A 14,461-nucleotide genomic window follows, 5' to 3' on the forward strand; every position below is an offset into this window, starting at 1 on the left:
ACGACCAGCCAAGGAGTCACCGATGCCCCATAGCGTGATTGAGAAACCTACTGAGCTTGTAAACGCGGCGTTTAACGTCGCGGCGCTGCGCAACGACTTTCCGATACTAAAACGGGAAGTGCACGGTAAGCCGCTGGTATATCTCGATAATGCCGCGACAAGCCAGACACCCCAGCAGGTTATTGACGTATTTAGCGACTACTATTCGCGCTATAACGCTAATATCCATCGCGGTTTGCACACCTTGTCGGATGAGGCGACAGCAGCATTTGAAGCCACACGGCACCGTGTTAAAGCGTTTCTCAATGCGGAAGATGCCCGCCAGATCATCTTTACGCGGGGCACGACTGAAGCAATTAATTTGGTAGCTCAAAGCTGGGGCCGCACCCAGCTTGCTGCTGGCGATGAAGTGCTCATTTCAATGTTGGAGCATCATTCCAATATTGTGCCCTGGCAGCTATTGGCAGCTGAAATCGGTTTTACCATCAAGGTGATTCCCGTTGAGGCCAACGGTGCGTTAGATTTAGCAGCGTACCGTGCGTTGCTTAATGAGCGCACCAAACTGGTGGCGGTTAACCATGTTTCTAATGCGTTGGGTACTATTAACCCAGTCAAAGAGATGGCGGCCCTTGCCCACCAGCAGGGTGCGTTAATTTTGGTCGATGGCGCTCAGGCAACGCCGCATCAAATGGTCGATGTGCAGGATATTGACGCTGACTTTTATGCGTTTTCTGGGCATAAGGTGTATGGCCCCACCGGCGTGGGTGTGCTGTACGGTAAGAAAGCCTTATTAGAAGCGATGCCACCTTGGCAGGGCGGTGGTGAGATGATTAAAACGGTCTCTTTTGACGTTGCTACCACTTTCGCAGAAATTCCTCATAAGTTTGAAGCAGGCACGCCAGCGATCGCAGAAGTCATCGCCCTTGGTAGCGCTTTAGATTGGATGGATAGCGTTGGTGTCGATGCTATTAGCGCCTGGGAAGCTGTCTTGCTGAACCATGCGACTGAAGAGGTAAGTCGAATTGACGGCTTACGAATTCTAGGTACTGCGCCTAATAAAGCAGGCGTGCTCTCATTTGTGGTTGATGGGGCACACTCTCAAGATATCGGTTTGTTGATTGACCAGTTAGGTGTGGCTATTCGCACGGGGCATCACTGCGCACAGCCGTTACTCCATCATTTCGGTGTGGATGCTACGTGCCGTGCCTCTTTTGCCGCTTACAACACCTTAGAAGAGGTGGATATCTTTGTCGCCGCGCTTAATCGTGTGATTGGTATGGTACGTTAAAGGCCGTCATTTAAGGATCGTTATGGATATCGAGCAAGTAGCCCGCCTTGAACGAGGCCAAAAATTGCCGCTTCAACGTGATGTCGACGCTATTGCTATTCCGTTTGGTAAAACAGAAACCTTAGCAGAAGACAGTATCGTGAGCGTTATGCAAGCCAAAGGTAGTTCGGTGAGCGTTGGCTTTGAAGGGCGATTGTACTTGATAGAGGGGCGGCACCTCGATGCGTTAGGTCTAGAACCTTTGCCTCGCCCAACGCTTCCTGAAGATGCCAACGATGAGGAAATAGAGCAGTTCGTATGGGATCAGTTACGCACCTGCTTTGATCCAGAAATACCAGTTAACATTGTCGATCTAGGGCTGGTCTATGGTTGCCGTCTTGAGCGCTTAATTAATGGCGAGCGGATGGTCACTATTCGCATGACTCTGACCGCTCCCGGTTGTGGAATGGGCGATGTTATTGCCGCGGATGCACGTAATAAAATCTTAGGCGCGCCTCAGATCAACAAGGTACATACTGAAATTGTCTTCAGCCCACCCTGGAGCCGTGACATGATGAGTGACGAAGCCAAGCTTGAGCTAGGCATGTTTTAACCCCTGCTGGGGAGCTGGATGCACAGCTTGCTATTACGTTATACAAAACGTTTTTTAATGTCGCTTGGAGCGTTAATGCTACTGGCGGCATTGCTGTTTATAGCAGGTAATCTCTGGGTGGTCGTCAGTACGGCCCGCTACATTGATAATCATGTTGATGAGTGTCGTGCTGCGGATGTGGCAATTGTGTTTGGTACCTCTAACTGGACGCGTAGTGGCTTTCGAAACCCCCATTTTCATGCCCGGATGCGAACGTCTGCGCGTTTGATTGCCGATCAGCGGGTTGGTCATTTGTTAATCTCTGGGGATAATCGCACTCAAGCCTATAACGAGCCTCGCGCTATGTGGCGCGACCTATATCGGCGTGGTGTGCCAGCAGATCAACTCACCATGGATTTTGCTGGGTTTAGTACTTACGACACGCTTGTGCGTGCTCGCGATGTCTTTCAGCTTGATAAGGCATTGTTAGTTACCCAAAGTTGGCATCTTCCGCGTGCGGTTTTTATTGGTCGCGCACTAGGGCTTGAGGTTACCGGTTGTGTTGCAGAAGAAGAATCAACGGCGGGAGAGTGGCGATTAAGGATTCGCGAATGGGCTGCACGGGTTGCGACGTTAGGCGATCTATATATATGGGGGAGAGAGCCATATTTTTTAGGCTCTCCAGAACCTATTGAATTAAAAGCTAACAGCACTGTTCGTGAAGCGTTTCGCTTAGCGTTTGACCCTGATCGTCTTGCAGTTAATCACTACGCTGCAAGACTAGTGCGGCCGCCACAAGAGCAGGTGGCAGGAAAATAGATCAGCGATGCGTTTTGCGTTTTTGTAAGTTATACAGCTCGCGTATTAACTTACGGCAACCTTGCATGCACTCTTCCACCACCGGCTCAATAGGGTCAGGCAAGGGATGGGTAAACAGTGTTGATAGGGCCTGCATCAGTACACGCTCTTGTTCTAACAGCTCATTGATTAATACCTGACTGTCGTTGCCCACAAAGCTTTTTAGACGGCTCCATAGCCATAAAAAGTCATCGCGCTCTACGTCCGCATCCCGGGGCAGCATCTTCAAGTGCGCCCGGGCCAACTCCTGAAGATTGCGCATCTGTTTTAACCGCTCTGTGTAGTGCGGTTTCAGCGCGTCACGCAGAGTGGGTCGCAGGCGTTCGATATTATCCTGGAAATAATCAATGCTATCGGCCAGCGCTTCCAGCACGCTGTCCATCGCCACTTGGCGATTGTCGAGAAACATGAGCGTCTACCTCCTTCGGTGACGCAGATTGTGGGGGCGGCAGCGTTAATTTGCCACCCCTAATGCGGATTATTTTTGCATTCTGGCTTAGCCTTTAGGCTTGGGTGGCGCTTTACGCACTGGCATGGCATTTTTTTCGATATGCTCAATAATCATGCCAGCAATATCTTTGCCGGTGGCATTTTCAATGCCTTGCAAGCCAGGTGATGAGTTGACTTCCATAATCACCGGTCCATGGTTAGAACGCAGTAAGTCAACGCCTGCAACGCGCAACCCCATGGCTTTCGCAGCGCGTATAGCAGTTGAGCGCTCTTCCGGTGTAATACGAATGACACTAGCGGTGCCACCACGGTGCAGGTTGGAGCGGAATTCACCTTCGGCTGCCTGGCGTTTCATGGAGGCAACCACTTTATCACCAATTACTAGGCAGCGAATATCAGCACCGCGTGCTTCTTTGATGTATTCCTGCACCATGATATTGGTCTTCATGCCCATGAACGCTTGAATAACCGACTCAGCTGCTTGATTGGTTTCGGCAAGCACCACACCAATTCCTTGTGTTCCTTCTAGCAGTTTGATGACTAACGGTGCACCTTTGACCATGGTAATAAGGTCGGGAATGTCATCAGGAGAGTGGGCGAAACCGGTAATCGGCAAGCCTAGTCCTTTCCGTGAAAGAAGCTGTAACGAGCGCAGCTTATCCCGTGAACGAGTAATGGCAACGGAATCATTGATGACGTAAGTACCCATCATTTCAAACTGCCGCAGAACGGCACAGCCATAAAACGTAACCGAGGCACCAATGCGTGGAATAACAGCATCAAAGGGCTCAATTTCAGCGCCCTTGTAATGAATCGACGGATGGTGGGAGGCGATGCTCATATAGCAGCGCAGCGTGTCTACCACGCGAGCAGTATGCCCACGCTGCTCGGCGGCTTCAATAAGGCGACGAGTAGAGTAAAGATTGCGATTGCGTGAAAGCAGGGCAATATGCATGCAGGGCTCCGGGGCCAAAAAAGGTGGCTATGGCTAATAAGTTAGTTTAAGGCTCGCCGTGCAAAAATGCAGCCCCAGGCGCTATCAGCAAACGCCGCATAGCACGGCGTCCAAGCAGCATGGGGTGGCGCATATTGCTACGGTCAGTGAGGGTTAGTTCAACCGGAAAATTTAGTTCACCCAATTGCATGGGGGTGCGAATAACATAGCGCCACTCACTGTGCCCATTAGAGCTGGTCACGCGTCGCCTGTCATGTAAATGGAGCTGGTAACGATGAGCCGGCGTTTGCGGACCTCCACTGTGAGTAATAAAACTCACCCATAGCTGCCCGTTTTCATCTTCATGGGTATCAATCTCTTCAGCGTGCAAAGCAGAGGTGCGTGCGCCAGTATCGGCTTTGCAGCAAAGGTGAAGCCCTAATTCAGGTAACGTCACCATTTCGCGGCGGCCGATGACTGCTTTGGCCTGATAGGGTAATTCCTTCACGGCTTACTCCTGACAAATATATTCATACAGTGAAACAAACGAGTGAGACACATTAATTAATCGCTAAGCGTTGCATACAAAAGGAGTTACTTTCTAGCGTAAGCCATTATGGCGCTTAGTCGTTGTTGTATAGCAGAGCCTGGTAATGCGTCACGTAATGTCAGCATAACGGGTAGCCGAAGTCTGGGAATCAATGCAAGGTCTCGAACGACCGCATTAAACTTGGTACGACTGTCTTCTGCCAAACGCTGTAACAAGAGTGGCAACCGATCTGCATCTTCTAACAGTAACCAGCCGCGACCAGCGATGGCAGCAATTACATCTGGGCCACAAGCAGCAGGATCATTCAATAGACTTGAATACCAACTGCCCACGCTAGCCGATGATGTGCTGCCCACCGCACGTATGCAGGCGCACAAGGTTTCGATATCAGCATTGCTGGCAGCTTGCTCTCCACGCGCCCTTAGGGCACTTACCAGTGATTCAGCAAGCGGCCTATGTTCTAAGCAATAGCAAAGCGAGTGAATAACATCAGTTGGCAGGTAGGGGAGGTGTAGCGCTAGCGCGTCTGACGTTTGCCCGTCCAGGCGCACCACGTAATCAGCGATACCCTGCAGGCCCAGCGCTTGCCAGTCAATGGTTTGCTGTTTGCTAAGGTAGGCTTCTACAGGCTCTAAATGTTGACTAGCAGCTAATCCTAACGCGTGGGTAGCCTGGGCATTGAGCATTGCTTGAAAGATAATGTCAGGCGCGAAAGCGAGCGGATTATCCTTCATCAGATGATCCACATCTGCCGTTTCCGTCTGAGCTAGTGGTTTATTTTCTATCTGCGTGACATTTCGGCCAAGGGTTTCAAGCAGGCGATTAATAAAGCCATCGCGCTGTGCAGGTGAGAGCATGCCTTGTTCGTCTAGTGGTAGCGCTAAAAACCAGATGGCCGGCTCAGGCATGTCGCCTAAACGAAAAACAATGCCAAGCCGTGCTTGTTGTTGCCACGGTTCCGGCCAGGCAATCTCGCCGCTTTCAAATGCCCTTAGCGTGTCTCGCGGGCAGGCTGCTACGCGTCGTCCCATATAGTAAAGGGAAACGTCTGCGCCGCTACGTGTAAAAAATTCATCAAGTGTCTGGATTGGTTGCATGACATCCTTCCGCGTTTCAAGCCTGCACTCTACCTTGCTGTTATGTCACTGTCAGCCGCAAACGCTGAATAATCCGCGCTTTATTATTAAAGTGGTTAAAAATTGCGCAACTTAGTGTAACCCGCGTGGGAGTAACGCTAGCGACATCTTTCCATAGTTTATCCACAGCCTCTTGCAGGTTTTCTGTGAATCTGTGAATAACGCATAAATTCCGCTAGGCAGTTGGCAACTTACTCACAGGACTGGGATAATAGATGCCTACTGATCTAAATGAAAAAGGTATTTATGAGCGTCCATCAACAGCTTCAAACCGCGCTTCTTGAGCTTGAAGCCACTATGAAGGCCGCAAACTTATGGCGTATGCCAACGCCAGAGGCCTCTGCCTTTGCTAGTGAACAACCTTTCTGCATCGATACGATGTCGTTGCCTCAATGGATTCGCTTTGTGTTTATTGCTCGACTAAATGCAATGATTGAAGCCCAATCCGCTATGCCTGCTAAGTGTGATGTAGCACCGGCAGTGGCTGCTTATTTAATGCAGGAAAAGGTTCGTGCCAGCGACCAACTACTGGTTGTTAGAGCCGTCGAAAGGATTGATCAGATTGTGACTGACAACTAGTTCGCGATATTCCACTGAACAGTGGCTGAGCTGAATGTTAATGCACAATCTTTATTCAAAATGACGGCAACACCAAAGATAATGCCCAGCACCGTGAACGGTACTGGGCATTTTTCATACGATGACACGGCTAGCAGAAATCGTTTGCACTCAGAGTTAGAAGCGGTAGCTTAAGCCGCCCATTACCACCAGCGGATCGATCTCTACTGTGCCTGCTGCGGCACCATTAACAGTTGCGTCAGTGTCGATATCGATGTACCACGCTGCCGCGTTTAGTGCCCAGTTCTCATCGATAAGTAAATCGATACCCACTTGAGCCGCGGCGCCCCAAGAGTCGTCCAGCTCCAACTCGCCAATCGCTAGCTCTTCGTCAGAGAAAAAGGTGTAGTTAATACCTGCACCGACATAGGGCTGGACACGCGCTTCAGTACCACCTAACGGGTAGTACTGCAGCGTTAACGTGGGGGGAAGGTGTTTGGTAGAAGCGAGATTGTCGCCGTTTAGCGCAATATCGTGTTCAAACGGCAGGGCAGCCAGTAGCTCGATGCCCACCTTATCGTGGAAGCGGTAACCCAGGGTAAAGGCGAAGTCGGTTTTATCTTGAACATCAACCGCGAATGCGCCGCCAGCTAATGAGCCGTTGTCGCTTGTTGGTTCCACTTTGGCAACGCCCACGCGAGTAAAGAAATCGCCAGCGCCGTAAGCTAAAACTTGGCCGCTTGCCATCAGTGTGGCCGCTGCGAGTCCAGTGGCAACCAGTGTTGAAAGAGAGTTATGGCGCATAGCGTTGCTCCTGACCGTTTACGTGGGTCGTTACAATTGAGTGAGAGTGGTTAACGTGGACTGTTTAATAGAAACGTAAACCATACAAGAAGTGTATCGGGCAGAAGAAGGCAGGTTATTGACCTAGGGCAAAGAGCGATAAAAAGACCTGCAAAAATAGCAGAAAAAGCCACAGGGAGGCGTGAGGTTAGGTAGTTAAGATATTACTTAGAGCCTTCCGTGTCGGTGTGAGCGACACGGAAAGCACACAGGGCCATATTAACGATGATTAGGCTTATGTGTAATTAACGCTCGTCTAGCGATCGATATGCTGATATTCACCCGAATCAGCTGTTGCATTGCTCACCACTAGGATGGCAATGAAGGAAGCGATGAAGCCAGGGATGATTTCATAGATGCCAGGGCCGCCCATAAATTCGCCATTCCAGCCTAATGCAATCCAGATCATGACGGTTGCCGCACCTACTACCATACCTGCGATAGCACCATTGCCGTTTGTACGTGGCCACATTAGCGATAAGATAATCAGTGGCCCAAACGCCGCACCGAAGCCAGCCCAGGCGTTACTGACTAGTCCTAAAACCTGAGAGTTTTCATCAGCTGCAATAATTGCCGCCACAATGCCCACCAGTACTACGCAGACACGGCCAACGGCTACACACTGCTGCTCAGAGGCACTCTTGTGTAGGAACAAACGATAAAAGTCTTCGGTTAGCGATGAAGAGGCCACCAGTAGCTGGCTAGAAACGGTGCTCATGATGGCAGCGAGCAGTGCTGCATATAGGAAGCCAGTAATCAGTGGGTGAAACAGCAGATTTGCCAGAACGATAAAAATCGTTTCGGGATCCTCGATATCCAGACCGTTACGGATGGCATAAGCCCGGCCAAATATCCCCAGTGAAACAGCGCCAATGAGTGAAATCAGCATCCAACCCATACCAATGTTGCGGGCAATAGGAACATCCTTCAATGTCCGAATAGCCATGAAGCGCACAATAATGTGCGGTTGTCCGAAATAGCCAAGCCCCCAGGTAACGGCAGATAACCAGCCGATGAACGTTAGTCCTGACGTCCAGGATAAGAGGGTAGGGTCGACTTCATTAAGTGTCTGTGATGCCTGAGAGAACCCGCCGCCACCTTCACCAAACAGCACCACTGCTGGCATGATGACCAAGGCTAGCATCATAATGCAGCCCTGCACGAAGTCGGTCATGCTCACAGCGAGGAAGCCACCGACCACCGTATAAATAAGCACGACACCAAGAGTAATCATGACCCCCATGCCGTAGTTACTCATGTCACCGAAGTTATAGATGCCGGAAAATGCGCTTTCAAATAGTTTGCCGCCAGCGACTAAGCCTGATGCTGTATAAACTGAGAAGAAAACAACAATCACGATAGCAGACACCATGCGCAGGGAAAGCGCACGTGTCGGGAAGCGGTTCGCAAGAAAGGCTGGAATGGTAATCGCATTACCGTAGTGAACGGTTTGCTCACGCAGGCGCGGGGCGACCAGAATCCAGTTGAACAACGCCCCTACGAGCAAGCCAATCCCGATCCAGGCTGACCCCAATCCCGATACGAACATTGCCCCTGGCAAGCCCAATAGCAACCAGCCGCTCATATCTGACGCCCCTGCCGATAGTGCCGCTACTTTGGGGCTGAGGGTGCGGCCGCCCAGCATATAATCTTCAGAGGAAGAGGTAGAGGTGCGCATGGCATAAATGCCAATGGCGACCATGAGCAAAAAATAAGCAATGAGACTGATCCAAACACCGATAGCCATGAAAGTTCTCCCATTCGTCAGGATGGAGCTAGCGCCAACAGGTGCGCGCTTGTTTTTGTTAATGAGACGCCCGTGCGGGCGTCTCCCGGTAGAACATTGGCTTTACCGACGTTCAGTAATGAAAGGAAACGTCGATAAAGCTGGTGGGGCTTATTCAGCCGTTGCCAACAGACTAGCGTTACCACCCGCCGCGGTCGTGTCGATGCACAAGTGGCGTTCAACCACGTAGCGATCCGGTGAAAGGGGCTGGATTTCGAGCGGCACGATAGCACCGTCGCGTTTGGCAAGCGCAATACGCAGTTCATGGGTCCAGTCGCTTTTGCCAGCTGCGGCCACCGCTGCAATGCCTTTGACTTCACTTAGCGTCTCGGCTGTGATGCTCCCGTCTAGCCCAATGACCGGTGCTCCGGCATCCATCAGCGGCTGAATAGCTTGAGATGCACCTGACACGATCACTACTGCCGAACAGCCTGCACCAAGTGCCTGCACTGCTTGGGCAACAGCGATATCCAAGGTCGGCCCGAGACACAGAACCGCTCCCTTCGGATACATCGCCAAACGATTGCTTTCCCCTGTTGGCCCAGGAAGGGTCTGCGGCGTCATATCGAGAGCCGCCGTCTCATTCAGCGCCCGGCGGACCACTCCACCCTTGCCGGAAAGTGCTTTGCGCAACACTTCTACCCGGTCTGGCCTCGCCGCCCAATTACGTGCATCTAAACCGTCGAGGGCCGATTGGAGAGTGTCGAGTGCCACGGTTTTCCCTTCGGGCATCGCGTAGCCTTCGGCAGTGGCGGTGCGGCGAAAGCGAGCAACATAAAGCGGGCCACCGGCCTTGGGGCCGGTGCCTGAAAGGCCTTCGCCACCGAACGGCTGTGAGCCGACGATAGCGCCAATCTGGTTGCGGTTGACATAAACATTGCCAACATGGATGCGCTCGACGATTTGCTGCACACGGTCATCAATACGGGTATGCAGGCCGAAGGTCAGCCCGTACCCCTTACTGTTGATAGCATCGACTACTTTGTCGATGTCTCGCGCTTTGAAAGTGGCTACGTGCAGAACCGGGCCGAATATCTCGCGCTCGAGATCCTCAATGCCGCCGACCTCAATTACCGCTGGGGTAACGAAGGTACCAGTGGCTGGCGAGGACAGCTTCTTCAGTACTTTGCCAGCCTTCTCATGTGCCGTTACATAGTCGTTTATCTCGGCCTGAGCATCAGCGTCAATCACTGGTGAAACATCGGTATCGGTATTCCAGGGGTCGCCGATGGTAAGTGCGTCCATAGCGCCATAGAGCATGTGAAGTAACCGGTCACGGGCTTCTTCTTGAACATACAGCATCCGCAGCGCCGAACAGCGCTGCCCAGCGGATTGGAAGGAAGAAATCAAGATGTCGCGCACCGCCTGCTCGGTCAGCGCTGTGGAATCCACGATCATCGAGTTAAGGCCGCCAGTCTCAGCAATCAGTATGGCATCTGGCCCAGCATTCTCAGCCAGCGCCTTATGAATGATCTGTGCCACTGGGGTTGAGCCAGTAAAACAAACGCCAGCAATACGTGAGTCGCTAGTCAGCGGGCCGCCCACCGTCGGGCCGTCGCCAGGCAGCAATTGCAGCGCTGCTTCTGGCAGGCCTGCCTCACGCATCAGTTCGACGGCGCGGGCGGCGATCAGCGGGGTTTGCTCGGCAGGCTTGGCAAGTACCGCATTGCCAGCTACCAAGGCTGCAGCAATTTGTCCGGTAGTAATCGCCAGCGGAAAATTCCATGGGCTAATGCAGACGAAGATGCCGCGAGCGCTCCCCGGCTCTTCTGCTTCAAGCCGTTCGCCTTCGTTGGCGTAGTAGCGTAGAAAATCTACCGCTTCGCGTACTTCAGCGATGCCGTCGAACATCATTTTACCGGCTTCACGAGTGGTGATGACGGTCAACTCGGCAATGTGCTCCTCAAAGAGGTCCGCAGTACGACGCAGTACCTCAGCGCGCTCGGCCGCCGAGCGCGCTGACCATTCGCGGAAACCACCTTCAGCAGCGTCAAGCGCGGTGGCTACCTCCGTTGGGGTGGCCTCATGCACCGTACCAATAACTCGAGAGCTGTCAGCGGGGGAGAAAACTTCACGAGCCGGACCTTGGGGAGCAGGGTTTCCTACCAGCATAGGGCCGGCGGTCCATGTCTTGTCGGCAAACGCTTCACGAGCAGTGAGCAGAGGCAAGATCGAGGCGGGCTCGTTAATGCGGTAGCCCTTGGAATTTTTGCGATCGGGCTCAAATAGCTCGCCGGGTTGGCGGATCAACGGGCTTGAAATGGCGCTGCCAAGCTGTTTAAACCCTTCAACTGGATCCTTTGAGACCTCGCTTGGGGGGATAGAACTATCCACCACTTGGTTAACGAACGAGGAGTTGGCGCCGTTTTCTAACAGTCGACGTACCAGATAGGCGAGCAGGTCGCGGTGTGCGCCAACCGGCGCGTAAATGCGGCAGTGGGTGCCTTCTGTCTCCTTAACGATGTGGTGTAGCGATTCGCCCATGCCATGCAGGCGCTGGAACTCGTAGCTGTCCTTATCGCTGCCCGCCATCTCCACGACGGCGGCGCAGGTGTGGGCGTTATGAGTCGCGAACTGCGGATAGATGCGGTCGCGACGGTCGAGCAGCATTTGGGCGCAGGCCATGTAGCTGACATCGGTATTTACCTTGCGGGTGAAGACTGGGAAAGTTTTCACACCCATCTCTTGAGACAGCTTGATCTCGGTATCCCAGTAAGCCCCCTTGACCAAACGCACCATGATCTTGCGATTGAACCGCTCGGCAAGTTCGTAGAGTGTCTCAATTACCGGCGCGGCACGGCGCCCGTAAGCTTGTACAACGACTCCAAAGCCCTCCCAGTCATCTAAGCTGGGGTCGGCCATTAACGCCTCAATCACGTCGAGAGACAGGTCCAGTCGATCCTGCTCCTCGGCGTCGATATTGAAACCGATATTAGCTTTGGCCGCTTGCTTGACCAGTTCCAGCGCGCGCGGTACGAGCTCCGCCATCACCGTATCACGATGGGTGTACTCATAACGCGGATGCAGCGCTGATAGCTTCACCGAAATTCCGGGGCTTCCACGCACATCTCCCTTAGCCTGTTCAGCAATCGCAGTGATCGCCTTGGCATAAGCTTCATGATAACGAACGGCATCTTCGTCAGTGCGAGCCGCTTCGCCTAGCATGTCATAGGAATAGGTGTAGCCCTGTTTCTCAAGGTCACGGGCATTCTTCATACCCTCTTCAATGGTCTGGCCAAGTACGAACTGGCGGCCAAGAATCTTCATTGACTGACCTACCGCTTTACGCACTACCGGCTCGCCCATACGGCGTACCAGACCGCGCAGTGCACGCGTTGGGCCTTTGGGGTCTTCTTCCAGCACCTTGCCGGTCAGCAGCAGTGCCCAAGTCGATGCGTTGACCATCGACGAGGACGATTTGCCCAGGTGCGCACCCCAGTCGGACGGCTCTATCTTATCGTGGATTAAATCGTCGATGGTTTCTGCATCAGGCACACGCAACAGTGCTTCTGCCAAACACATCAGGCCGACGCCTTCGGTCGTAGAAAGTCCATACTCAGCGAGGAACGCCTCCATCATTGAGGGGGATCTTTCCTTGCGGACACGCTCAACGTAGTTAGCGCCGACGGCAGCCACCTGACGGCGGTCGTCTTCTGACAGCTTAATACGCTTGGTTAACTCGTGCAGTACCGCCGCTTCATCAGCGTCATAGTTACTGCGGATGCGTGCGCGTAGATCACTGACGTCACCATGCAAATGAAGATTGGCTTTGTTCATAATGGGTCTCTTCTTGCTGGTCGACACCTAGCGGTGATATGTCGACTTAGATTTTTTCAGTAAACAAAAAAATCAAAACAATAATAGAGGGCTCCTGCCGGAGCCCTTCGGATACCTTCAGCGTGTTGTGCGCTTACTAGCGCTCAATATGCTGATATTCGCCAGAGTCAGCAGTCGCATTGCTTACCACCAGGATGGCAATGAAGGAAGCAATGAAGCCAGGAATAATCTCGTACACGCCAGGGCCGCCCATAAACGAACCGTTCCAGCCCAACGCAATCCAGATCATAACGGTTGCCGCACCCACTACCATGCCCGCGATAGCGCCGTTGCCGTTTGTACGGGGCCACATCAACGATAAAATAATCAGAGGGCCAAACGCCGCACCAAAACCTGCCCAGGCATTACTGACTAATCCTAGTACTTGAGAGTCTTCATCAGACGCGATAATAGCGGCCACAATGCCCACCAATACTACGCAAACACGGCCTACAGCCACACACTGTTGCTCGGACGCTTTTTTATGTAGGAACAGGCGATAGAAGTCTTCGGTCAATGATGACGAGGACACCAACAGCTGGCTGGAAATCGTGCTCATGATGGCCGCCAGTAGAGCTGCGTAGAGGAAGCCGGTAATCAACGGGTGGAACAACAGCTCCGCCAAGATAATAAAGATTGTTTCTGGGTCCTGGACATCTAATCCATTACGAATCGCATAGGCGCGACCAAAAATACCTAAAGAAACCGCGCCAATTAGGGAAATCAGCATCCAGCCCATGCCAATGTTACGTGCAACTGGCACATCTTTTTGTGACCGAATTGCCATGAAGCGAACAATGATGTGCGGTTGACCGAAATAGCCCAGTCCCCAGGTAACCGCTGACAGCCAGCCAATGAAAGTAAGCCCCGAGGTCCAGGAAAGCAGTGTGGGGTCGACTTCATTGAGTGTCTGTGTGGCTTGGGAGAACCCGCCGCCACCTTCACCAAAGAGCACCACCGCTGGCATGATGACCAGAGCTAGCATCATGATGCAGCCCTGCACAAAGTCGGTCATGCTCACGGCCAAGAAGCCACCCACGACGGTGTAAATCAGCACCACGCCGAGGGTGATCATGACCCCCATGGCGTAGTTGCTCATATCGCCAAAGTTATAGATGCCGGAAAACGCACTTTCAAACAGTTTGCCGCCTGCCACTAAGCCAGAGGCTGTGTAAACTGCAAAGAAAATTACGATAACAATAGCGGATACTGTTCGCAGGGAAAGCGCCCGAGTCGGGAAGCGATTGGCAAGGAAGGCTGGAATAGTGATCGCATTACCGTAGTGAACGGTCTGTTCACGAAGCCGTGGTGCGACCAGGGTCCAGTTGAAGAACGCTCCCACCAGCAAGCCGATACCGATCCAGGCTGAGCCTAAACCGGATACAAACATTGCCCCAGGTAACCCCAGCAGCAACCAGCCGCTCATGTCTGAAGCACCGGCTGAAAGAGCCGCTACCTGTGGACTTAAGCCTCGTCCTCCCAGCATGTAATCTTCCGATGAAGAGGTTGCTTTGCGCATGGCATAAACGCCAATGGCGATCATGAGCGCAAAATATGCAAAAAGACTGATCCAAACACCGATAGCCATAAAAACTCCTTCAGTACATTAGGCCGGACATAACGCCGACAGGTTTGTGCGCTTACCGAGAGGAAACGAGTAATAGCGCAGCC

12 protein-coding genes are annotated in these 14,461 nt (G+C 52.5%); 4 read left to right on the forward strand and 8 right to left on the reverse strand.

Translation table 11 applies throughout. The features are described 5' to 3' along the window. Positions 1–22: 22 nt before the first annotated feature. Genes K1Y77_RS06255 through K1Y77_RS06265 form a run of 3 tightly spaced genes read left to right on the forward strand, consistent with a single transcriptional unit; the run spans position 23 to position 2,678 of the window. The gene (locus tag K1Y77_RS06255; protein ID WP_264430874.1) at positions 23–1,288 is read left to right on the forward strand and encodes a cysteine desulfurase; all 1,266 of its coding nucleotides are present in this window, start codon (positions 23–25) and stop codon (positions 1,286–1,288) included. 22 nt (positions 1,289–1,310) lie between these two features. Continuing rightward, positions 1,311–1,880: a putative Fe-S cluster assembly protein SufT gene (sufT, locus tag K1Y77_RS06260; protein WP_030068896.1), complete on the forward strand. Its 570-nt coding sequence runs from the start codon at positions 1,311–1,313 to the stop codon at positions 1,878–1,880. A gap of 18 nt (positions 1,881–1,898) precedes the next feature. Then, on the forward strand, positions 1,899–2,678 hold the full coding sequence (locus tag K1Y77_RS06265; protein ID WP_030068899.1) for a SanA/YdcF family protein: 780 nt from the start codon (positions 1,899–1,901) through the stop codon (positions 2,676–2,678). 1 nt (position 2,679) lies between these two features. Here K1Y77_RS06265 and K1Y77_RS06270 read toward each other — a convergent pair whose 3' ends face one another. The 4 genes from K1Y77_RS06270 to K1Y77_RS06285 all read right to left on the reverse strand — a co-directional run bounded on the left by K1Y77_RS06270 (position 2,680) and on the right by K1Y77_RS06285 (position 5,748). Beyond that, a complete protein-coding gene (locus K1Y77_RS06270; protein WP_030068901.1) occupies positions 2,680–3,126 on the reverse strand; it encodes a hypothetical protein in 447 nt (148 codons plus the stop codon). Positions 3,127–3,213: 87 nt separating this feature from the next. Further along, on the reverse strand, positions 3,214–4,122 hold the full coding sequence (gene rimK, locus K1Y77_RS06275; RefSeq protein WP_009724955.1) for a 30S ribosomal protein S6--L-glutamate ligase: 909 nt from the start codon (positions 4,120–4,122) through the stop codon (positions 3,214–3,216). Between the two features lie 46 nt (positions 4,123–4,168). Then, a complete protein-coding gene (locus tag K1Y77_RS06280; RefSeq protein ID WP_030068904.1) occupies positions 4,169–4,609 on the reverse strand; it encodes an ATP-dependent zinc protease family protein in 441 nt (146 codons plus the stop codon). An 86-nt stretch (positions 4,610–4,695) separates the two neighbouring features. Next, complete coding sequence (locus K1Y77_RS06285; protein WP_264430878.1) at positions 4,696–5,748, reverse strand: DUF3549 family protein; 1,053 nt, start codon at positions 5,746–5,748, stop codon at positions 4,696–4,698. 285 nt (positions 5,749–6,033) lie between these two features. Here K1Y77_RS06285 and K1Y77_RS06290 point away from each other — a divergent pair, with 285 nt between their 5' ends. Beyond that, a complete protein-coding gene (locus tag K1Y77_RS06290; protein ID WP_030068907.1) occupies positions 6,034–6,366 on the forward strand; it encodes a YqcC family protein in 333 nt (110 codons plus the stop codon). 156 nt (positions 6,367–6,522) lie between these two features. Here K1Y77_RS06290 and K1Y77_RS06295 read toward each other — a convergent pair whose 3' ends face one another. From K1Y77_RS06295 to putP (K1Y77_RS06310), 4 genes are all read right to left on the reverse strand, one after another. Further along, positions 6,523–7,149 carry an OmpW/AlkL family protein gene (locus K1Y77_RS06295; RefSeq protein WP_030068909.1) on the reverse strand — a complete coding sequence of 209 codons (627 nt, stop codon included), beginning with the start codon at positions 7,147–7,149 and terminating at the stop codon, positions 6,523–6,525. Positions 7,150–7,444: 295 nt separating this feature from the next. Further along, the gene (gene putP / locus K1Y77_RS06300) at positions 7,445–8,935 is read right to left on the reverse strand and encodes a sodium/proline symporter PutP (RefSeq protein WP_030068911.1); all 1,491 of its coding nucleotides are present in this window, start codon (positions 8,933–8,935) and stop codon (positions 7,445–7,447) included. A gap of 150 nt (positions 8,936–9,085) precedes the next feature. Next, a complete protein-coding gene (gene putA, locus K1Y77_RS06305) occupies positions 9,086–12,751 on the reverse strand; it encodes a bifunctional proline dehydrogenase/L-glutamate gamma-semialdehyde dehydrogenase PutA (protein ID WP_264430881.1) in 3,666 nt (1,221 codons plus the stop codon). Between the two features lie 136 nt (positions 12,752–12,887). Then, positions 12,888–14,378, reverse strand: a complete 1,491-nt coding sequence (putP, locus tag K1Y77_RS06310; RefSeq protein WP_030068916.1) for a sodium/proline symporter PutP — start codon at positions 14,376–14,378, stop codon at positions 12,888–12,890. Positions 14,379–14,461: the final 83 nt, after the last annotated feature.

It is taken from the genome of Halomonas qaidamensis, from assembly GCF_025917315.1.
Lineage (GTDB): Bacteria > Pseudomonadota > Gammaproteobacteria > Pseudomonadales > Halomonadaceae > Vreelandella > Vreelandella qaidamensis.